This window comes from Streptococcus nasisuis, assembly GCF_040836615.1.
Lineage (GTDB): Bacteria > Bacillota > Bacilli > Lactobacillales > Streptococcaceae > Streptococcus > Streptococcus suis_V.
The window spans coordinates 1,264,834-1,285,648 of sequence record NZ_CP162268.1; the positions used below are offsets into that span (position 1 = coordinate 1,264,834).

The 20,815-nt window shown below is 44.6% G+C and carries 18 protein-coding genes and 1 pseudogene; 18 read left to right on the forward strand and 1 reads right to left on the reverse strand.

Features of this window, described 5'->3' with window-relative positions; all coding sequences use genetic code 11:
* The first annotated feature begins 110 nt into the window (after window positions 1–110).
* From AB1F57_RS06405 to holA, 7 genes and pseudogenes are all read left to right on the forward strand, one after another.
* The gene (locus tag AB1F57_RS06405) at window positions 111–1,655 is read left to right on the forward strand and encodes a peptide chain release factor 3 (RefSeq protein WP_105137018.1); all 1,545 of its coding nucleotides are present in this window, start codon (window positions 111–113) and stop codon (window positions 1,653–1,655) included.
* Window positions 1,656–2,107: 452 nt separating this feature from the next.
* Entirely contained in the window at window positions 2,108–3,682 is a 1,575-nt protein-coding gene (locus AB1F57_RS06410; protein WP_367986304.1) for an ATP-binding cassette domain-containing protein, read from the forward strand.
* Window positions 3,683–3,768: 86 nt separating this feature from the next.
* Window positions 3,769–4,152, forward strand: a complete 384-nt coding sequence (locus AB1F57_RS06415; RefSeq protein WP_105137020.1) for a PH domain-containing protein — start codon at window positions 3,769–3,771, stop codon at window positions 4,150–4,152.
* 240 nt (window positions 4,153–4,392) lie between these two features.
* Window positions 4,393–6,516, forward strand: coding sequence for an SH3 domain-containing protein (locus AB1F57_RS06420; RefSeq protein WP_367986305.1), 2,124 nt, complete (start codon window positions 4,393–4,395; stop codon window positions 6,514–6,516).
* Window positions 6,480–7,502: pseudogene (gene ldcB / locus AB1F57_RS06425) on the forward strand (LD-carboxypeptidase LdcB/DacB); the annotation flags it as partial. The gene AB1F57_RS06420 and the pseudogene ldcB, both read left to right, overlap by 37 nt.
* 125 nt (window positions 7,503–7,627) lie before the next feature.
* Window positions 7,628–8,941 (forward strand): D-alanyl-D-alanine carboxypeptidase family protein, encoded by a 1,314-nt coding sequence (locus tag AB1F57_RS06430; RefSeq protein WP_105137022.1) that lies wholly within the window; start codon window positions 7,628–7,630, stop codon window positions 8,939–8,941.
* A 62-nt stretch (window positions 8,942–9,003) separates the two neighbouring features.
* On the forward strand, window positions 9,004–10,035 hold the full coding sequence (gene holA / locus AB1F57_RS06435) for a DNA polymerase III subunit delta (RefSeq protein ID WP_167785307.1): 1,032 nt from the start codon (window positions 9,004–9,006) through the stop codon (window positions 10,033–10,035).
* A 107-nt stretch (window positions 10,036–10,142) separates the two neighbouring features.
* Here the strand turns inward: holA and AB1F57_RS06440 are convergent, their stop codons facing one another.
* A complete protein-coding gene (locus AB1F57_RS06440) occupies window positions 10,143–10,250 on the reverse strand; it encodes a putative holin-like toxin (protein ID WP_209306925.1) in 108 nt (35 codons plus the stop codon).
* Window positions 10,251–10,523: 273 nt separating this feature from the next.
* Here AB1F57_RS06440 and sodA point away from each other — a divergent pair, with 273 nt between their 5' ends.
* From sodA to AB1F57_RS06495, 11 genes are all read left to right on the forward strand, one after another.
* Window positions 10,524–11,129 (forward strand): superoxide dismutase SodA, encoded by a 606-nt coding sequence (gene sodA / locus AB1F57_RS06445; RefSeq protein WP_105137024.1) that lies wholly within the window; start codon window positions 10,524–10,526, stop codon window positions 11,127–11,129.
* Window positions 11,130–11,377: 248 nt separating this feature from the next.
* The gene (locus AB1F57_RS06450; RefSeq protein WP_367986337.1) at window positions 11,378–13,399 is read left to right on the forward strand and encodes a 5'-nucleotidase C-terminal domain-containing protein; all 2,022 of its coding nucleotides are present in this window, start codon (window positions 11,378–11,380) and stop codon (window positions 13,397–13,399) included.
* A 177-nt stretch (window positions 13,400–13,576) separates the two neighbouring features.
* Window positions 13,577–14,263: a Crp/Fnr family transcriptional regulator gene (locus tag AB1F57_RS06455; protein WP_167785308.1), complete on the forward strand. Its 687-nt coding sequence runs from the start codon at window positions 13,577–13,579 to the stop codon at window positions 14,261–14,263.
* Between the two features lie 186 nt (window positions 14,264–14,449).
* Window positions 14,450–14,668 (forward strand): hypothetical protein, encoded by a 219-nt coding sequence (locus tag AB1F57_RS06460; RefSeq protein WP_367986306.1) that lies wholly within the window; start codon window positions 14,450–14,452, stop codon window positions 14,666–14,668.
* A gap of 29 nt (window positions 14,669–14,697) precedes the next feature.
* Window positions 14,698–14,925: a hypothetical protein gene (locus AB1F57_RS06465; protein WP_167785310.1), complete on the forward strand. Its 228-nt coding sequence runs from the start codon at window positions 14,698–14,700 to the stop codon at window positions 14,923–14,925.
* Between the two features lie 86 nt (window positions 14,926–15,011).
* Window positions 15,012–15,116 (forward strand): LPXTG cell wall anchor domain-containing protein, encoded by a 105-nt coding sequence (locus AB1F57_RS06470; protein ID WP_167785311.1) that lies wholly within the window; start codon window positions 15,012–15,014, stop codon window positions 15,114–15,116.
* Between the two features lie 425 nt (window positions 15,117–15,541).
* Window positions 15,542–16,771: an arginine deiminase gene (arcA, locus tag AB1F57_RS06475; RefSeq protein ID WP_367986307.1), complete on the forward strand. Its 1,230-nt coding sequence runs from the start codon at window positions 15,542–15,544 to the stop codon at window positions 16,769–16,771.
* Window position 16,772: 1 nt separating this feature from the next.
* Window positions 16,773–17,219 (forward strand): GNAT family N-acetyltransferase, encoded by a 447-nt coding sequence (locus tag AB1F57_RS06480; protein ID WP_167785312.1) that lies wholly within the window; start codon window positions 16,773–16,775, stop codon window positions 17,217–17,219.
* Between the two features lie 124 nt (window positions 17,220–17,343).
* On the forward strand, window positions 17,344–18,357 hold the full coding sequence (argF, locus tag AB1F57_RS06485; RefSeq protein ID WP_367986308.1) for an ornithine carbamoyltransferase: 1,014 nt from the start codon (window positions 17,344–17,346) through the stop codon (window positions 18,355–18,357).
* Between the two features lie 171 nt (window positions 18,358–18,528).
* Complete coding sequence (arcC, locus tag AB1F57_RS06490) at window positions 18,529–19,476, forward strand: carbamate kinase (RefSeq protein ID WP_367986309.1); 948 nt, start codon at window positions 18,529–18,531, stop codon at window positions 19,474–19,476.
* A gap of 139 nt (window positions 19,477–19,615) precedes the next feature.
* Window positions 19,616–20,737 carry an aminotransferase gene (locus tag AB1F57_RS06495; protein WP_367986310.1) on the forward strand — a complete coding sequence of 374 codons (1,122 nt, stop codon included), beginning with the start codon at window positions 19,616–19,618 and terminating at the stop codon, window positions 20,735–20,737.
* Window positions 20,738–20,815 lie beyond the last annotated feature (78 nt).

Here is a 20,815-nt window from a genome sequence, read left to right on the forward strand (position 1 = left end):
TATAATGAGAGAGTTGCAGTAGTGGCTCTCTTTTTTTGTACTCTTTTGATTTGGTGGGCAAAAGAAGAAGTCAGCTCTGCTATGGACCAAAGAAAAAAGGAATAACAATCATGTCACTACAAGAAGAAATCAAGAAACGCCGCACCTTTGCGATTATCTCTCACCCGGACGCGGGTAAGACCACCATTACCGAGCAGTTGCTCTACTTTGGTGGTGAAATTCGTGAGGCAGGGACGGTCAAGGGGAAAAAGACTGGTAACTTTGCCAAGTCTGACTGGATGGATATCGAGAAACAGCGTGGTATCTCTGTTACATCGTCTGTTATGCAGTTTGACTATGCGGGCAAGCGTGTTAACATTTTGGATACGCCAGGACACGAGGACTTCTCTGAGGATACCTATCGGACCTTGATGGCGGTGGATGCGGCTGTCATGGTGGTGGACTCTGCCAAAGGTATCGAGGCCCAAACCAAAAAACTCTTTGAGGTTGTTAAGCACCGCAACATTCCTGTTTTTACCTTTATCAACAAGTTGGACCGTGATGGTCGTGAGCCGCTTGATTTGTTGCAGGAATTGGAAGAAGTCTTGGGCATTGCCAGCTACCCCATGAACTGGCCCATCGGTATGGGGAAATCTTTTGAGGGACTTTATGACCTCCATAACAAACGCTTGGAACTCTACCGTAGCGATGAGCGTTTTGCAAGCTTGGATGAGGGTGATAAGTTATTTGGCTCTAACCCATTTTATGCTCAAGTTCTGGATGATATTGAGCTTTTGGCGGAAGCTGGGAATGAATTTTCAGAGCAGGCGATTTTGGACGGCGATTTGACACCTGTTTTCTTCGGTTCAGCCCTGACCAACTTTGGTGTGCAGACCTTCCTTGACACCTTCTTGGAATTTGCTCCAGAGCCACATGGTCACAAGACAACGACAGGGGATGTTATTGACCCGCTCAACAAAGATTTTTCAGGTTTTGTTTTCAAAATCCAAGCCAATATGGACCCTCGTCACCGCGACCGCATTGCCTTTGTCCGTGTGGTTTCGGGCGAATTTGAACGCGGTATGGCGGTTAACCTGCCTCGTACAGGCAAGGGGGCTAAGTTGTCCAACGTGACCCAGTTCATGGCAGAAAGCCGTGAGAATGTGGAAAATGCAGTTGCGGGGGATATTATCGGGGTTTATGATACAGGAACCTACCAGGTAGGAGATACCCTGACCGTAGGCAAGAACAAGTTTGAATTTGAACCATTGCCAACCTTTACGCCTGAGATTTTCATGAAAGTTTCAGCTAAAAACGTCATGAAACAAAAATCCTTCCACAAGGGCATTGAACAATTGGTGCAGGAAGGGGCTATCCAGCTTTACAAAAACTACCAGACAGGCGAATACATGCTGGGTGCTGTCGGTCAGCTCCAGTTTGAAGTTTTTAAACACCGCATGGAAGGCGAGTATAATGCTGAGGTAGTTATGGCCCCAATGGGTAAAAAGACAGTCCGCTGGATCAAGCCAGAAGACCTGGATGAACGCATGTCATCAAGCCGCAACATCCTAGCCAAAGACCGCTTTGACCAACCTGTCTTCCTCTTTGAAAACGACTTCGCCCTCCGCTGGTTTGCGGACAAATATCCAGATGTGGAGTTGGAAGAGAAGATGTGAGAGTAGTGCAGAAATCGGTAGTTTGCTTTGCAAACTCGATTTCGTCGCACTACCTCCGCACAGTTGACTAAGGTTTAGTGAATTTTTTCTAGTTGGAAATAGAGCGAACTTTGTTCGCAACAGTCGTAATGGTCAGATTTGGAGTGTGAAATACGAACTGCTGAGATTTGCTTTGCAAATCTTATCTCCTACCTTTAACAGTCTCCCAGACTGTTAAAGCCAATCAACCACTGCGCTGAGATGTTGACACGAACCCTGAGAAGCGAGGTTGGACTTTTTGCCCAGCCTCTTCCTCAGCCAATCCAATCAATCCTATAATAAGTCAGGCAAGCCCTGGCTTTTTTTAATTTTGTTATCGTTGCAAAAAAAGTATTATTATAGTATGCTGTAATTATATAAATGGAAATGGATTGGAGGTCTGAACTTTGTTTTACTACCTTAGAAAATGCAAGTTGGCAATAGTTACTTATATTGCTGTGTCGGTGGTCTATGCTCTGATTTTAGCGGCAACGGGTTTTATTTATGCGCGAGTTTCGGAAGCGGCCTTATCTGGTGACCAAAAGGCATTTATGACTAGTTCGGTGATTGCAGTGGTATTCTTTTTATGTGACGGCTATTTTGACTATCTGCCGCGCTATCTAAAATTTAAGTTGATCAATCAGATAATGGAAGAGACGCGCAATCAATTAGTGACTGTCTATGCGAGTGAGGACTTAGGAGAGGCAACAAAAGACAGTCAGGCAGATAAGGTCCATGTCTTGGTTCATCATCTGAACATCTTAGAAACTACCTATCTAACACCGCTTCTATCCATGGTGACAAGCATATTAGTCTTTAGTTTTTCCTTGATTGGGGCTCTCTACCTTCAAGGAACCATGGCTATGATCATGTTGGCGCTCTGCTTTATTCCATTTTTGGCTCCGGTGATTAATAAGGGGATTTTAGCTCGTGTGACAAAGGACAGTCAGGAGGAGAAGAATGCCTATCTCGCCTTGTTTAGTGAGTTTGTAGAAGCTCTCCCTTTTATCCGCATCAGCACCATCACGCCAGTTTTTCAAGAAAAGCTGGCGGTATCCAGTCAGGAATACACTAGGCGTGCTAACCGTTTTGCCCAAAAACAATCCCAGACTTATGCGGTTTCCTACAGTTTGAGCAGCGTAGTCTATTCAGGTTCCTGGATTATTGGAGGGATCTTTGTCTTCCAAGGTCTGCTGAACATTTCGGATTTGATTGCTATGACAACCCTGATGGGAACTGTAGCAGGTCCTATCCAGACCATGTCAAGCTTGCTGACGGATTATCTTTCTAGTCGGACGGTTGTGGCAGATTTGACCACAATTCTACAGGGAACATCCAAGGAAAATGAATCCAAAGAGAAACTGACTGAAACCATTGACAACATCAGCTTGGATACTATCAGTTTTGAACAAAATAACCACCGCCTGTTTGATAGGTTTTCCTATCGCTTCCAAGCCAATAAAAAATACGCTATCTTGGGCAAGAGCGGGAGTGGGAAGACGACCTTGCTCCGCCTCTTGCTGGGGATTCAGAAACCAGAGGCTGGAAGAGTCCTGGTCAATAAGAGGAATCTGGCAGAACTGGATCAGCTTGCCCTCTTTCGGAAAATCTACTACCTACCGCAGAAAACCAATCTATTTACAGCTAGTATCGGGGATAATTTGACCTTGTTTGCGCCTTTAGATGAGAATAAAGCAATGGTTTGCTTGCGGCAAGTTGGTTTAGAGGACTGGTTTGAACGGCAGGAAAATGGTTTCGGCACCCTGCTATCCTCTGCCCAGCAATTATCCGGAGGAGAGGAGCGGCGGTTTGATTTGGCGCGTGCCCTTTACCGTGATGCAGAGGTCTTTTTATTTGATGAACCTACAACAGGCTTAGATTCTCAAAGCGAACAATTGATTGCAGATAGTCTCGAGAAAATAAATGACAAACTGGTGATTGTTGTGACACACTCTCAGGAGGAAAGTTTTTTAGCACTCTTTGATGAGCAGGTCCATCTATCAGTTTGACAGTAGCAAAAACTCTTCTGGGGTTTTTGCTTTTTTTATTCCACATTTTTCGGTAAAATAAGGAAAAACAAAAAAGGAGTAAACACATGGGTTTGTTTTCAGGTTTGATGGGCAATGCCTCGCAGATGAATAATGATAAGGTAGAGCAGGAGTTGGCAGACATCCTTCTGGATGCGGAACAGGTTGAAATGGCCTTTAGTTTGGTTCGCGACCTAATTGTCTTTACTGAGTATCGTTTGATCTTGGTGGACAAGCAAGGGATGTCTGGTAAGAAGGTTTCCTACAAGTCTATTCCCTATCGTTCGATTTCGCGTTTTACGGTCGAAACCTCAGGCCATTTTGACTTGGATGCTGAACTCAAGATTTGGATTTCTTCTGCGGTAGAGCCTGCAGAAACTCTTCAGTTCAAGAGTGACAAGAGTGTTATCGCCATTCAAAAAGCTTTGGCGTCTGCAGTTTTAGGTAAATAGATAAATGTAGAAAGTGATTTTTGGGTCACTTTCTATTTTTTTATAAAAAATTTAACATTTTCCAGATTTTTTGAGAAATTTTGCGAATTGATAGGTGAAGGGATATTTGGTAATGGTCTGATTATGACAAATGTTACAAAAATATTTCAAAATATTACGTTTTTGTTTTTATTTTTACAAAATCTATGTTACAATAATAATATAAGTAAGTAAAAATAATTACAAAGGAGGATTAGAAAAATGAATAAACGTTGGTACACTAAGCAAGAGAATCGTTTCTCCATTCGCAAATATTCTGTTGGTGCAGCTTCTGTCTTGCTTGCAACCCTTTCTTTTATGTCTAGCCAAATTGCAGCTGCTGATGAGATTCAGTCAACGCCGCCTAGTGAAGAAAATCCAGTTCTTGTTAGTCCTCCGATTGTGACTCGAGAGGTAGTTGAAACTATTTCGGAGACTACAAGTGCCAGCGTGACTACAAGCAGCGTAGGGACACAGACGGAGGCTACTGTGACTGAAGTTCCGACTGTTCAAGTACCAGTGCTTCCTAAGCAAGGGACTTATACATTTACTGAAAAGACTGGAATCAAAAATGAACCTGCCATCGCTAGCCAGGATCAATTTTATTACGATAAGGGGCAAAAAGTCATCTATGATAAGGTTATGACAGCGGATGACTATCAGTGGATTTCCTATGTTTCCTTCAGTGGTACTCGTCGCTACGCCCCTATCAATAAGCTAACAAAAACAGAACCAACGACTACATTAGTTACTGATAAGCCTGTTGAAACTCCGGCAACCAACCAAACTCAAACCGCAGAGACTTCCCTCAAATTAGCTCCTCAAGGCAGCTACACCTTTACCGAGCGTGTAGGTGTCAAACGCGAAGCCAAAATGACCAGTCCAGATGTTGCTTTTTATGATAAGGGTATGAAGGTCAACTATGACAAGGTCATCACCGCTGACAATCATCAGTGGTTGAGCTACATTTCCTTCAGTGGCGGCCGTTCTTATATTCCAGTGGCTAAAGTTGCACCTGTAAGCACTCCAACCGTTCACAAACCTGCTGAAACTGCCACACCTGTATCAGAACTCCCTAAAGCTGGTACTTATCGTTTTACTCAAGATATGCCTATCCGCAATCAGCCTAAAATGAGCAGCCCAGCGGAATATTATTACCAAAAAGGTGAGAAAGTCAATTACGATTCAACACTGGTAGCGGATGACCATAATTGGATTTCTTATGTTTCTTACAATGGAACTCGTCGTTACATTGCCATTTCAAAAGTCGCTACACCAGTCACTCCGGTGGTTCAAACTCCAGCAATATCCCAAACTGAGACCGCAGAAGCGTCTCTCAAATTGGCACCACAAGGTAGCTACACCTTTACCGAGCGTGCGGGTGTTAAACGTGAAGCCAAATTGTCTAGCCCAGATGTAGCCTTCTATGATAAGGGTATGAAAGTTAACTATGATAAAGTTATCACAGCCGATAATCATCAGTGGCTAAGCTACATTTCCTTCAGCGGCGGTCGTTCTTATATTCCAGTGGCTAAGATTGCACCTGTAACCACTCCAACCGTTCACAAACCTGTTGAAAGTCCAAAACCAGACAAACCGGCTGTCACCCCAGCAACAACCCAAACTGAAACCGCAGAAGCGTTTCTCAAGCTAGCTCCGCAAGGCACCTACACCTTTACTGAGCGTGTTGGAATAAAACGCGAAGCCAAAATGACCAGTCCAGATGTTGCCTTTTACGACAAGGGCATGAAGGTCAACTATGACAAGGTTATCACCGTCGATAATCATCAGTGGTTGAGCTACATTTCCTTCAGCGGCGGTCGTTCTTATATTCCAGTGGCTAAAATAGCGTCTGTAACCACTCCAACTGTTCACAAACCTGTTGAAAGTCCAAAACCAGACAAACCGGCTGTCACCCCGGCAACATCCCAAATTGAAACCGCAGAAGCGTCTTTCAAATTGGCACCACAAGGTAGCTACACCTTTACCGAGCGTGCGGGTGTTAAACGTGAAGCCAAATTGTCTAGCCCAGATGTAGCTTTTTATGATAAGGGTATGAAGGTCAACTATGACAAGGTTATCACCGTCGATAATCATCAGTGGTTGAGCTATATTTCCTTCAGCGGCGGTCGTTCTTATATTCCAGTGGCTAAGGTTGAACCTGTAACCACTCCAACCGTTAATAAACCTGTTGAAAGTCCAAAACCAGACAAACCAACTGTCACCCAGCAATCAGCCAAACGGAAACCGCAGAAGCGTCTCTCAAATTGGCACCACAAGGTAGCTACACCTTTACCGAGCGTGCGGGTGTTAAACGTGAAGCCAAATTGTCTAGCCCAGATGTAGCTTTTTATGATAAGGGTATGAAAGTTAACTACGATAAAGTTATCACAGCCGATAATCATCAGTGGCTAAGCTACATTTCCTTCAGCGGCGGCCGTTCTTATATTCCAGTGGCTAAGCTGACTGATAAGGCTGACAAACCATCAGTTTCAAATCTTTCGACTGAGACACAGGCAAATCAAGCCAAGCTTACCTTCAACGGTCAATACTATAGCGTTGATGGCAAGTACGGTCCAGTTATCATTGTCAATAAACAGCATGGGCTGGCTTCCACCTATAACCCAGGTGAGAATCCGACTGCTCGTAACGCTTATCAGAACTTGCGCAATGACATGATTCGCCAAGGATTCAACGTTGGCAAGGCCTACAGTGGCTTCCGTAGCTATGAGACCCAGCAGTCTCTCTATCTGAACTATGTTCAACGTGATGGGCAGGCTGCGGCGGATCGTTACTCAGCTCGCCCAGGTCACAGTGAGCACCAGACTGGCTTAGCCTTTGACCTGACAGATGCTTCAGGCGCTTTATTGACAAATAGCAGAGCAGAGCAGTGGCTCAAGGACAATGCCCACAAGTACGGCTTCGTTGTTCGCTACCTACCAGGAAAAGAAGCAGTGACAGGCTACATGTCTGAGCCATGGCATCTCCGTTACGTTGGTAAGGAAGCCAAGGATATTTACCAATCTGGTCTGACTCTTGAGGAATATTACGGTATTCCAGGGGGAGATTATCAGAAGAAACAAACTGTCCAAGCTAATCAAGCTAATAGAGGTGCTACAAATGTCGCTGCTCAGCCATTGCCAGCAAAAGGAACCTATCGTTTTACCAAGGGAGCAGTTGTCCGAAACGCAGCAAAATCTACGAGTCCAGCTCTTTACACCTTCGCAGCCGGTGAAAGCATCAATTACGACCGTGTGGTGAAAGAAGACGGTAAAACCTGGTTATCCTATATTGCCTATAGTGGAAATCGTCGCTTTGTTCAAATTGCTTAAATGAGCTAGACCCTTTTCCAAAACTCACTTGTTCAGCATAATTCAAGTGAGTTTTTTTCACCTCTTTTTACAAATGAGGCTTTTCTATGCTATACTAGTAAGGGTAAATTCGAGACGGAGGAATCATGAAAAAGGTTATTAGTTTAGTATTGTTGGTTTGTTGGTGCTTCACCCCCCTACAGTCTGTTTTGGCTGCAGAGTCAATTGTAGACATTGCCAAGGCGGCAGGTTATCCAGCCAGTGAAGAGACTGCGCCAAAGAGCTCTATTGTTATCAATGCAGACAATGGTCAGATTTTATGGGACGACAATGGAGATTTGGTGCGCGATCCAGCAAGCACGACCAAGGTAATGGTGGTGTATTTGACTCTAGAAGCCATTAGTCAGGGAAAAATTACCCTAGACACAGAAGTGGTTGCGACAGAGCAAGACCAGGCTATTGCCCAAATCTATGCCTTGAGTAATAATAATATCCTTGCAGGTGTTAGTTACAAAGTCAGCGAGTTGCTGACTATGACCTTGGTTCCCTCGTCCAATGTGGCGACACTGATGTTGGCACATTTGATTTTTGAAGGTGATGACGCTGGATTCCTTACATTGATGAATGATACGGCCCAGGATCTGGGAATGAAGAATACGGTATTTTACAACGCGACGGGGGCTATTTCAGAGGCCTATGAAGGTTTATATGCTCCGGAGGGAGTTGATCAAAGCCTGGCCAATGAATCAACCGCTAAGGATTTGGCTATTCTTGGCTATCACATGATTAAACGCCACCCAGAGGTTCTGGAATTCACAAATGCGACCAAGGTGACAGTCAAAGAAGGTACTCCGAATGAGGAAACGTTTGAGGCCTATAACCACTCTCTGCCTGGTGATCCTATGGGAATTGAAGGGGTAGACGGTCTGAAAACGGGCTCTAGCCCAAGTGCTGGTTACAATTCGATTGTCACTGCTAAACGGGGTGATACCCGCCTGATTACGGTAGTTCTAGGAGCGAGCGAGTGGGGCGATCCAGAGGGTGAATTTGTTCGTCATTATTATGTCAATGGCCTCTTGGAAAAAAGCTTCGCTGACTACAAACAAGCAACGGTTCTTGAACCTGGGAAACACACTGTAAATGGTGAGGAAATCCGTATTGAACAGCCCTTGACCGGTTTGGTTAAGGAGGGGGAAGAGCCAAGTCTGACTATTGAAAACAATATGGTCTTGCTTGCAAATTCTATTGATTCAAGTAAGGGAGTGGACATTGTCGAAGAAAAACCTGTGGTAGATACGGTTCTTGAAACGACTAATTCCCTCATTTCCTCTCCGCTCATGCCTTATATCCTCTTGGGACTGGGAATTTTCTTTGGTCTGTTGGTGCTCCTTTTTATCATTTCACGCATCAAGAAAAAACGCCGGAGGGCGCGTGCTGGTGGCCGACGAGGGTCTAGATAGTAAATATGATATAGAGGGGGCTGAGTAAGCCTCCTTTTTCATCTACATGGTATAATATTCCTATGACAGTTATTGAACAGATTGAAACAGTAAAAAAAGATAAATTGGGCTTACTGACGGTGCTCTGCGGTGAGGACGTGGGTCAATACCAGATAGCCAAGGACCGCCTGCTGCAACAGTTGGAGTTTGACCCGGCGGACTTGACCTATGCTTATTTTGATATGTCTGAGGCGGATTACAGCCAGGTGGATTTAGATTTGGTGTCCCTACCCTTTTTCTCGGATGAGAAAGTGGTCATTTTGGATTATTTTGCGGATATTACGACCGATAAAAAGCGCTATTTGACGGATGATGAGCTCAAGCTTTTTGAGGGGTATTTGGAAAATCCGGTTGAGACGACGCGTTTGGTCATCCTAGCCCCTGGTAAGCTAGATAGCAAGCGCCGTTTGGTGAAAATTCTCAAACGAGATGGACTGATTCTGGAGGCCAATCCTCTCAAGGAAAATGATTTGAAGGCTCATTTTCAGAAAGAAATTGGTCGCCTGGGGCTCAATCTAGATGCCCAGACCTATCACTATCTCTTGGTCAAATCTAATTTTGAATTTGCTGAAGTCAGTAAAAATCTAGCCTTTCTCCAATCCTATAAGGGGCAGGAGCAGATTTCACAGGCGGACATTGATGCGGCTATTCCTAAGACCCTGCAGGATAATATTTTCGACCTGACCCAGCTGGTCCTCCAGTCTAAGATGGATGAGGCAAGGAGCCTGGTGCGGGACTTACGCCTGCAAGGGGAGGATGAGATTAAACTGATTGCGATTATGCTGACGCAGTTTCGAACCTATCTGCAGGTGCAAATCATGCAGGAGCAAGGTCGGAGTGAGCAGCAGATGGTGGCGGAATTGTCTGAGATTTCGGGGCGCAAGGTCAATCCTTATCAGATTAAGTTTGCCCTGCGTGACTCGAGGCATCTGTCGGTAGGTTTTCTCAAGAAGGTGGTGCGCTTGCTGATTGAGACGGATTACCAGATAAAGACTGGAGTCATGGACAAGGATTACCTGTTTGACTTGGCCCTGCTTAAAATCGCTACGAGTTGATTGAGGCAATGGAGATGATAAAACTTGAAAAAAGAAGTTATAAGTTATAATAAAAATATAAAAGGAGTTAGCTCCAACTAACTCCTGCGAAAATCCGTTTAAGACGGTTATTTCTTTTTATCTGTAAGCAGGTTTAGCGCTATGACAAGTGTTAATAGGTTGATGGTAAAACCGCCAAACTCTAGCATCACTTGCAAAGCCTCTGCTGTGGACAAAAGTTATTGCTCTTTTATAATAGGTTTTTATTGGGTATGCGCATAGGCATCACCGTCCTTTCAAAAATAATTAAAGGGGATTGTAGAAGCAGTCCCAATCTCCCACCATCACAATTGTAATAACGGGTAGAAAATAGTTATTGATGTTTTACTATCTAAAATACTGTCTCATTCTGCTCAAAATCGCTACGTCGTGATTTTCAGACAAATAAATTGAAAAGGCTGCCAGAAAGCGGTAAAATAAAACTATCAAATTGATAGGAGAATTCGATTATGGCAATTATTTTACCAGACCTACCTTACGCTTACGACGCTTTGGAGCCACACATTGATGCGGAGACAATGACGCTTCACCATGACAAGCACCATGCGACTTATGTGGCAAATGCCAATGCAGCGCTTGAGAAGCATCCTGAAATCGGTGAAGACTTGGAAGCTCTTCTGTCAGATGTTGAGTCTATTCCAGCGGACATCCGTCAAGCCCTTATCAACAATGGTGGTGGTCACCTCAACCACGCGCTTTTCTGGGAATTGCTTTCGCCAGAAAAAACAGAAATTTCAGCAGAATTGGCAGCGGACATCGATGCAACATTTGGTTCATTTGATGCCTTCAAAGAAGCATTCACAGCTGCAGCAACAACTCGTTTTGGTTCAGGTTGGGCTTTCTTGGTTGTTAACAAAGAAGGCAAGTTGGAAGTTATTTCAACAGCCAACCAAGATACACCGATCATGCAAGGTTTGAAACCAATCTTGGCACTTGATGTTTGGGAGCATGCTTATTACCTCAACTACCGCAACGTTCGTCCAAACTACATCAAAGCATTCTTTGAAGTCATTAACTGGGACAAAGTAAACGAGCTTTATAAAGCGGCTAAATAACAGACAGAACAAGTGGGGAAACCTGCTTGTTTTTTGTTGTATGATAGTTCATGCTCTTAGAAACAAAATCTCAAATGAAATAAGAAATTCACCTCAGTTTTCAAATTATTTCTGATTATTTTCACTACAATTACACATAAAGCGAACATTTATCGTTGTTTTTCTAAAAAACGTTGTTTTATCTTGCCTTTTGCTGAGAATAGGATTATGATAATTATATAAAAATAATATAAGAACAAGGAGTCATTCTGATGAAGAATATTCGTTTGAAGTCTAGTATCTTGGCCTTGGTAGCTGGTTTTAGTGTGGCAGCTACGCAAACCACCCTGGCAGATGAGTTGGCTGTGCAAATCATGGGAGTCAACGATTTCCACGGTGCATTGGATACAACTGGTACAGCTCGTTTGGAGGGGGAGACTGTCCGTAACGCTGGTACAGCGGCCTTGCTAGATACCTACATGGATGATGCTCAAGTAGAATTTGAAGCAGATGCAACAGCAAAAGAAATTCCAGCGGAATCTATCCGTGTTCAGGCTGGTGATATGGTTGGTGCCAGTCCAGCCAACTCAGGCCTCTTGCAGGATGAGCCAACTGTCAAAGTCTTCAATGAAATTGGCGTTGAATACGGAACCTTGGGTAACCACGAGTTTGACGAAGGTTTGGCAGAATTCGACCGTATCGTGACTGGTCAGGCCCCAGAAGCTGGAAAATTCAACCCAATCGTGGATAGTTATGACCGCCAGGCTTCTACGCAGGAAATTGTCATCGCAAACGTGGTAGATAAGGCAACAGGCGAAATTCCATTTGGCTGGAAACCATATGCTATCAAGACCATTCCTGTTAATGACAAAGTTGCCAATATCGGCTTTATCGGTGTGGTAACAACAGAAATTCCAAACCTTGTCTTGAAGGCAAACTACGAACAATATGACTTCCTTGACGAGGCAGAAACCATTGCCAAATATTCTAAGGAATTGAACGACCAAGGTGTCAAGGCGATTGTTGTTCTTGCCCACGTTCCTGCTACGAGTAAGGAAGGTGTGGCAGCTGGTGCAGCAGCGGATATGCTGGAGAAACTCAATAGCCTCTACCCAGAAAACTCAGTGGACCTTGTCTTTGCGGGTCACAACCATGCCGCAGTAAATGGCACAGCGGGCAATACCTTGATTGTTCAAGCAACTTCACAAGGTAAGGCCTTTGCGGATGTTCGTGCTATTTATGAGACAGACATCGCAGACTTTGTGGCTATTCCAACGGCGACTATCAAGGCAGTAGCACCTGACCAAAAAAACCCGTCCGCAACCATCCAGGCCATTGTCGATGAGGCAAATACCATCGTCAAACAAGTGACAGACAAGAAAATTGCGACTGCGGCGTCTACAACAGCCATTTCTCGTGATGTTAATGAATTCAATGAAAGTGCAGTCGGAAATCTGGTGACAACTGCCCAGCTGGAAATTGCTAGAAAATCTGGCTACAATGTTGATTTCGCCTTTACAAACAACGGTGGTATCCGTGCAGACCTGGCTGTTCAAGAAGATGGTACAGTGACGTGGGGTGCTGCACAGGCTGTTCAGCCATTTGGTAACATCTTGCAAGTGGTGGAAATGACTGGTGAGCAAATCTATACTGCCCTCAATGAGCAGTACGATGGCGCGGAAAACTATTTCTTGCAAATCTCTGGCTTGAAATATACCTACACCCATGCGGATAATCCTACAGAAGAAGTGCCATACAAGGTTGTCAAAGCCTACACAGCTGATGGGCAAGAATTGGACCCAGCTAAGACCTATACCCTGGTTATCAACGACTTCCTCTTTGGTGGTGGTGATGGATTCGCAAGCTTCAAGGGTGCCAAATTAGTCGGCGCTATCAATCCAGATACAGAAGTCTTTGTTGAATACCTGTCAGACTTGGAAAAAGCTGGTCAGAAAATCACTGCTCAAATCGATGGTCGTAAGCAATTTATCGAGAAAGAAGAGCCAGCTCCAATTGAGGAAGAAACTCCACCGTTAGACCCAACTCCTCAAGAGGAAACAGAGAAGCCAACCCCAGAAGACCCAACTAATCCAAAACCAGAACAAAAACCAACTCGACCGACCGACCCAATCATAGACCCAACCACAGAACCAAAGCCAACTCTAGCTAGCAAGGAAGAGAAAACATTGCCAAACACTGGTCAATCTGACTTGACAGCTCTCCTTATCAGCTTGGGAGGTTTAGTATCACTGGGTACAGCTGTTTCAATTAAGCGCAAAGAAGTTCAATAAGCTCCTTACACTTGATAGCAAGCGGGTTTCAATCCTGTTTGCTTTTTGTGTATTCCTTTTCAAAATGAAGGATATTTTGATATAATGAATAGAGGGGTTACTAAAAATAAAGCTAAATGACACCGGTGTCACCACGTGGATGTTCAATAGCCGTAGAGAAATAGGATGAGGAGTGCCATGATTACAACTGACCAGTATATGTACCTGAAAAATCATCCAAGCTTTAATCAGCTGTCCGTGGAGCATTTTGATCAGCTGGCCAAGGAAATCCGTTTTCGGAAGATTCCCAAGGGTCAGGTCATTTTCTATGCGGAAGACAAGCGTGACTATCTCTTTGTCATCGGTAAGGGTTATGCTCGGATTGAGCAGTATGATGAGACGGACACTTACAGTTACCTGGATTACATTCGGCAGGGCGGTTCATTTCCTTTTGGAGATATGTTTCAGGACAAGACCTACCATTATACGGCCATTGCCATCACGGACTTGGAGTACTTTATTATTCCTATGGCTCTTTATGAAAAGTATTCCATGCGCAATCCGAGGCAATTGGTCTATATCAACAGAAAATTGTCCAATATCCTACGTTTTCAGGAGCTGCGTTTGCGCAATGCCATGGTGTCAAAGGCCAGTAGTCGAGTGGTTCAGGTCTTAGCCTTACTTTACTGGGACATGTGCCGGCGAGAGTCCTTGGAGGAATTACCGTTTGACATTAGCATCCAAGAGGTTGCCCGCCTGGCGGCTACGACTAGGGAAACTGCTAGCCATGTCTGCAAGGAATTAAAGGAAGCTGATAAAATCGCTTACGGCCACAAGCGCCTGACCTACAAGGATGTTCCTTTCTTCCTCAAAAGTTTAAATTAGTTGATTCTCCTTCCTAGACAAGTCCGTTGGGCTTGTCTTTTAGTTTTTATAAACTATTATATAAAAATAAGAAAATTTCAGTCATATTGCTTGAAAAAATGGGGCTAGGTTATACTGGAATAAGTACATAGTTTAGATGTTCAAACAGATATTGAGACAAACACGTCTTACAAGGTTAGTCAAGTAATGTATGCCTCTGTACCAACTACGGAAGCAGTAGCGAGCACAGAAGTTTCTTATACAATCGATCCTTCACAAGTACGCTCAGGCTATGAACTTGCGGATGGCCAATTGGCGACTGTTACCAAGACTATCGTTGAAGGTCAAAACAGCACAAACATCCTTGCTTTCTCAATCGTTAAGAAAAAAAAGAGCTGGCTGGATCAGCAACGACAGCCGAAGTAGCTGCGGATGGCACAACTGGCTTCCGTGCGATGACTGTTCCTGCAGATTCAACATTACCAGTTGAAGGTGGCGATGTCCCAGTTATTCCACACGTTCCAGGTTATGTTCCGGTTGATCCAGGTACGAATGAGTCGTTGAAACCAGTAAATCCAGAAGCTCCATCTAAAGGCTACATTCCACCAGTTCCAGGAAACCCAGGTGAAGATACACATATTCCTTATGTACCAGTTAAGATGATGGTCAACCAGGTGAGCTAGGCACTGATGATAAGCCAGGTGGACCAAATGGTGGCGGTAACAACCCAGGTGCCGACACTCCAGCACAACCATTTACAGCTGGACAATTGCCAAACACTGGTGAATCTTCATCAGTAGCAGGTGTTCTCGGAGCAGCAATGCTGGTTGCATCCCTTGACCTTGCAGGCAAACGCCGTCGTCGCGAAGACTAGGCAACAACTTCCCATCTTAGCATGGGGAACATTGAGTAGGAGCAGTCAGCCCTATCTGCTGAGGGCCTTCTCCTCTTGATTATATTAAGCTTCTTATGATGTGATTGGAAACGTCCTCCCTGTTAACCAATCGCATCTGTAGGAGATAGACTCTTTTGTCAAAACTGACAGGAGAGCTTTTTGTTATTTTTAACAAAAAAATAAATATTGATTAAATCGCTAAAATGGCAGAAATATTGATTATTTGGTCGCATTTTTGCATAAAAATCTACCATGTCTCCTGAAAATGAGAAATTCCTCTCATATTGATTGCTAAAAACTTCATGATTGCATCCGCTTTCTTTGATAAAGTATAGGTGAACAGGCGAGGAAATACTTACTCAACCTTGCCACAAAGAAAAAAATATATAATAGGAGGTACTGAGATGTCTACACATCCCATTCACGTTTTTTCAGAGATTGGTAAACTGAAAAAAGTTATGTTGCACCGGCCAGGTAAGGAACTTGAAAACTTGATGCCGGACTATTTGGAGCGCTTCCTCTTCGATGATATTCCATTCTTAGAAGAAGCTCAGAAGGAGCACGATGCTTTTGCTCAAGCCCTGCGCGATGAAGGAGTAGAGGTTCTCTATCTGGAGCAATTGGCAGCAGAATCCTTGATTAGCCAAGAAGTTAAAGAACAATTCATTGATGAATACCTGAATGAAGCAAATATCCGCGGACGTGCAACCAAAAAAGCCATTCGCAAGTTGCTCTTGGCGATTGAGGACAATCGTGAGTTGATTGAAAAAACCATGGCAGGTGTGCAGAAGTGCGAATTGCCAGCGATGCCTGAGGAAGAAACTGGTTTGACAGACTTGGTAGAATCCAGCTATCCATTTGCCATTGACCCAATGCCAAATCTTTATTTCACTCGTGACCCATTTGCGACTATTGGTAACGCAGTGTCTCTTAATCACATGTATGCGGAGACTCGTAACCGTGAAACGCTTTATGGAAAATATATTTTCACCTACCATCCTGACTATGCAGGTAAGGTGCCATTGGTTTACAATCGTGATGAAACCACTCGTATCGAGGGTGGTGACGAGCTTGTCTTGTCTAAAGACTTGTTGGCGGTTGGTATTTCTCAGCGGACAGATGCGGCTTCGATTGAAAAACTGCTCATCAATATCTTTGAACGTGGCGTTGGCTTCAAGAAAGTGATTGCCTTTGAATTTGCCAATAGCCGTAAGTTCATGCACCTGGATACGGTCTTCACCATGGTGGACTATGATAAATTTACCATCCACCCTGAGATTGAAGGAACCCTACGTGTCTTCTCTGTGACTTATGAAAATGAAACCCTGCACATCGAGGAAGAGCATGGTGATTTAGCGGAAGTATTGGCAAGCAATTTGGGTATTGAAAAGGTTGATTTGATTCGTTGCGGTGGCGGTGACTTGGTTGCTGCTGGTCGTGAGCAATGGAATGATGGTTCCAATACCTTGACTGTGGCACCTGGTGTGGTTGTTGTTTACAAGCGTAATACCATCACCAATGCTATTTTGGAATCCAAGGGACTTCGCTTGATTAAGGTCAGCGGTAGTGAATTGGTTCGTGGTCGTGGTGGTCCACGTTGTATGTCAATGCCGTTTGAGCGGGAAGATATTTAAGATGAAGAATGAAAAACTTGTGGTCGGCTCGCAGGCCTGGGAACGGGCATGTTCCATCTATGTGCGATTCCAAGTTTTTGTCCTGGAGCGCTCGATTCATCTCGAAGATGAATTTGATAGCCATGATCAAGAAGGACGTGTCTATGCGAATCTCTTGATTGGTGAAGAACCTGTCTCAACTGGTCGCTTTCTTCCAATAGGTTCAGGGAGAGCACGGTTGACACGGATTGCTACCTTGGCCAGTCATCGGGGTAAGGGCTATGCTAGAAGTATCATCATGGCCCTGGAAGACTATGCCAGAGAGGCAGGTATTCACCACTTGGATATCCATTCGGAGCTGACGGCTAAGACCTTTTATGAGTCTTTGGGATATGTGGCCAGTTCAGAGCTTTACCAGGAAGATGGGGAATGGTGCCAGACCCTGTCAAAACGATTAGACAATGATTAGAATCTATATTCACGGCTCGGTAAGGCTAGTTTTTACGAAATACAGTCAGTATTCCAGCAAAAAACTATCTCTTATCTACATTTACCTCACTTGTGAATACAGCTTTTTAGAAGAGGAAAGACAAATGACAAATATTTTCAAAGGAAGACATTTCCTAGCAGAAAAAGATTTTACACGCGCAGAATTGGAATGGTTGATTGATTTTGCGGCACACTTGAAGGATTTGAAACAGCGCAATATTCCGCATCGTTATTTGGAAGGGAAAAATATTGCTCTCTTGTTTGAAAAAACGTCCACTCGTACCCGTGCAGCCTTTACAGTAGCTTCCATTGACCTGGGTGCTCATCCAGAATATCTGGGTGCCAACGACATTCAATTGGGCAAGAAAGAGTCAACTGAGGACACCGCAAAAGTTTTGGGCCGGATGTTTGACGGGATTGAATTCCGTGGCTTTAGCCAAAAAATGGTCGAAGAATTGGCAGAATTCTCTGGCGTACCTGTATGGAATGGCTTGACCGATACTTGGCATCCAACACAGATGTTGGCCGATTATTTGACCGTCAAGGAAAACTTCGGCAAGTTGGAAGGCGTGACTTTGGTTTACTGTGGCGATGGCCGCAATAACGTTGCTAATTCTCTCTTGGTGACTGGTGCTATTCTGGGTGTTAATGTGCATATTTTCTCACCAAAAGAACTCTTCCCAGATGAAACAGTCGTGGAATTGGCGCAAGGATTTGCCAAGGAAAGTGGCGCGCGTATCCTGATTACGGATGATGCGGACGAAGCAGTTAAGGGCGCAGATGTCCTTTATACGGACGTTTGGGTGTCTATGGGTGAAGAAGCTAAGTTTGAAGAACGGGTGAAAATGCTCAAACCTTACCAAGTTAATATGGATTTGGTGAAAAAAGCTGGCAATGAAAATCTCATCTTCTTGCATTGCTTGCCTGCCTTCCACGATACAAATACCGTTTATGGCAAGGATGTGGCTGAGAAATTTGGCGTAGAAGAAATGGAAGTGACAGACGAAGTCTTCCGCAGCAAATACGCTCGTCATTTTGACCAGGCTGAAAACCGCATGCACACAATCAAAGCAGTCATGGCTGCGACCTTGGGTGATCCATTTGTGCCAAGAGTGTAATATAGAAGTATAAAATTGCTTGCTTGCCAATCTCCGAGATATTGGAGGTTGAGAAGTAGGTTGATGAAATGACAGCAGCAGTTGGTGGGCTGGCTTTTGACGAGTCAGTCCTCCCTTCAAGAGAATTGTGAAAACGGTTTCCTAAATAAAAGAGAGGAGTGATCTTGTTCTATGGCAAATCGTAAAATTGTCGTGGCTTTGGGTGGAAACGCCATTCTATCATCCGATCCATCAGCCCAAGCCCAGAAGCAGGCCTTGGTTGACACAGCCAAGCACCTGGTTAAGTTGATAAAAAATGGTGATGACTTAATTATCACACACGGAAATGGTCCGCAGGTAGGCAATCTGCTGTTGCAAAATTTGACAGCTGATTCTGAGAAAAACCCTGCCTTTCCACTGGATAGCCTGGTGGCCATGACCGAAGGCTCTATTGGCTTTTGGTTGCAAAATGCCCTGGAAAATGAGTTGGCCAAGGAAGGCATTAAGAAGGATGTCGCTTCAGTAGTGACCCAGGTCATTGTTGACAAGGCAGACCCTGCTTTTGAGAATCTGACCAAGCCAATCGGTCCCTTCTATACAGAAGAGGAAGCCAAGGCTGAAGCGGAAAAAACAGGAGCAACCTTCAAGGAAGATGCTGGTCGTGGTTGGCGCAAGGTCGTTGCCTCACCAAAACCAATTGGTATCAAGGAAATCGGCACCATCCGTACCCTCTTGGATGCAGGGGAAGTGATCATTGCCGCAGGTGGTGGTGGTATTCCGGTCTTTGAGGAGGCTGATGGCACTTTGACAGGGGTAGAGGCTGTTATTGATAAGGATTTTGCCTCTCAATGTCTGGCTGAACTGGTCGATGCAGATCTCTTTATCGTTCTGACGGGTGTGGACTATGTCTATGTTAACTTTAACAAACCAAATCAAGAGAAGTTGGAGCGCGTGACGGTGGCAGAATTGGAAGAATACATCAAACAAGGCCAATTTGCACCAGGTTCTATGCTGCCTAAGGTAGAGGCGACGATTGCCTTTGTCAATCATAAGCCAAGCTCCCAGGCAGTTATCACCTCTCTTGAAAATCTTGGTGCCTTGATTGAATCAGAAAGTGGCACCATCATTGTCAAAAGTTAAGCAGTAAATGAAAAGGAAGAGGGCCTAGCCAAGGGTAATTGTGAGGACTTGATTTCGGACTATGTTATAATAACAAGGATTGATTCTGGAAATTGGACCTGCTTGTCCGAGCTTCTGGATAGAGAAGAGGGGAAGAAAGATGGACATTCAAGCCTTTGGTGTAGAAGAATGGCTCAATGAGTGGGAAACTCAAGCCAAATATGATATTGCAGGTAGTTCGATTGCTTCAATGACCTTGGAAGAGGTCTTGGCTTTGGGAGATGGCCAGGCGGTAATGGGGGATTTATTGCAAACCAAGATGAACTACGGCTGGATAGAAGGTTCACCTGCCTTTAAGGAAGAAGTTGCCAAGTTATATGAGACAGTCAGTGTCGACTCGATTCTTCAGACCAACGGTGCGACAGGGGCCAACCACTTGGCCATCTACGCCTTGATCCAGCCAGGAGATCATGTGATTTCTCTCTATCCGTCCTACCAACAGTTGTATGATATTCCTCGTTCTTTTGGGGCGGAGGTAGACTTGTGGCGGATTGATGAGAAGCGTGATTGGTTGCCTGACTTGGAGGACTTGAAGTCCCTCCTTCGGCCAAATACCAAGATGATTTGTATCAATAATGCCAACAATCCGACGGGGTCTGTTATGACCCGGGAATTTTTGGAGAAAGTGGTTGAACTGGCTCGGAGTGTGGGTGCCTATATCTTGTCAGATGAGGTCTATCAACCCTTGGAAGAAGGGATGGATGTGCCTGCTATCGTTGATTTGTACGAAAAGGGCATTTCGACCAATAGCCTGTCTAAGACCTATTCCATTCCTGGGATTCGGGTCGGTTGGGTGGCAGCCAACAAGGAATTGTCGGATTTGTTCCGCAAATATCGAGATTACACCATGATTTGTGCTGGTGTGATTGATGATGCCTTGGCGACTCATGTATTGAAAAATAAGGCAGCCATCCTGGAGCGCAATCGCCGTCTGGTAGAAGGCAATCTGCGGATTCTCCAGGATTGGGTAGAACATGAGCCCCATGTGCAACTGGTCTTCCCAAAACAGGTATCAACTTCCTTTATTCGATTGGATATTCCAGAAGATACGGAGAGTTTCTGCCTCCGTCTCTTGCAGGAGGAGGGGGTCTTGCTGGTACCGGGCAATCGCTTTGATATGCCGGGTTATGCGCGACTGGGCTATTGTACCCATCGGTCGATTCTCCAAGAAGGCTTAAAGCGCCTGTCTGCCTTCCTGCGTCAGTTTGACGACCTGGATTAACTTTGTTCATTTACTTGCTCAAACCTCTTTTGATAAAAGGCTTGGCGATTAGCTTAGAAATCTATTTTCTAAGTCAAA

What these genes read in the sequence shown, in the direction of transcription:
- AB1F57_RS06480 (WP_167785312.1), top strand. Translation starts at nt 16,773, where the DNA reads ATGAAGAATGAAAAACTTGTGGTCGGCTCGCAGGCCTGGGAACGGGCA.
- AB1F57_RS06455 (WP_167785308.1), top strand. Translation starts at nt 13,577, where the DNA reads ATGATTACAACTGACCAGTATATGTACCTGAAAAATCATCCAAGCTTT.
- argF (WP_367986308.1), top strand. Translation starts at nt 17,344, where the DNA reads ATGACAAATATTTTCAAAGGAAGACATTTCCTAGCAGAAAAAGATTTT.
- AB1F57_RS06415 (WP_105137020.1), top strand. Translation starts at nt 3,769, where the DNA reads ATGGGTTTGTTTTCAGGTTTGATGGGCAATGCCTCGCAGATGAATAAT.
- arcC (WP_367986309.1), top strand. Translation starts at nt 18,529, where the DNA reads ATGGCAAATCGTAAAATTGTCGTGGCTTTGGGTGGAAACGCCATTCTA.
- AB1F57_RS06460 (WP_367986306.1), top strand. Translation starts at nt 14,450, where the DNA reads ATGTATGCCTCTGTACCAACTACGGAAGCAGTAGCGAGCACAGAAGTT.
- AB1F57_RS06495 (WP_367986310.1), top strand. Translation starts at nt 19,616, where the DNA reads ATGGACATTCAAGCCTTTGGTGTAGAAGAATGGCTCAATGAGTGGGAA.
- AB1F57_RS06405 (WP_105137018.1), top strand. Translation starts at nt 111, where the DNA reads ATGTCACTACAAGAAGAAATCAAGAAACGCCGCACCTTTGCGATTATC.
- arcA (WP_367986307.1), top strand. Translation starts at nt 15,542, where the DNA reads ATGTCTACACATCCCATTCACGTTTTTTCAGAGATTGGTAAACTGAAA.
- holA (WP_167785307.1), top strand. Translation starts at nt 9,004, where the DNA reads ATGACAGTTATTGAACAGATTGAAACAGTAAAAAAAGATAAATTGGGC.
- AB1F57_RS06430 (WP_105137022.1), top strand. Translation starts at nt 7,628, where the DNA reads ATGAAAAAGGTTATTAGTTTAGTATTGTTGGTTTGTTGGTGCTTCACC.
- AB1F57_RS06465 (WP_167785310.1), top strand. Translation starts at nt 14,698, where the DNA reads ATGACTGTTCCTGCAGATTCAACATTACCAGTTGAAGGTGGCGATGTC.
- AB1F57_RS06420 (WP_367986305.1), top strand. Translation starts at nt 4,393, where the DNA reads ATGAATAAACGTTGGTACACTAAGCAAGAGAATCGTTTCTCCATTCGC.
- sodA (WP_105137024.1), top strand. Translation starts at nt 10,524, where the DNA reads ATGGCAATTATTTTACCAGACCTACCTTACGCTTACGACGCTTTGGAG.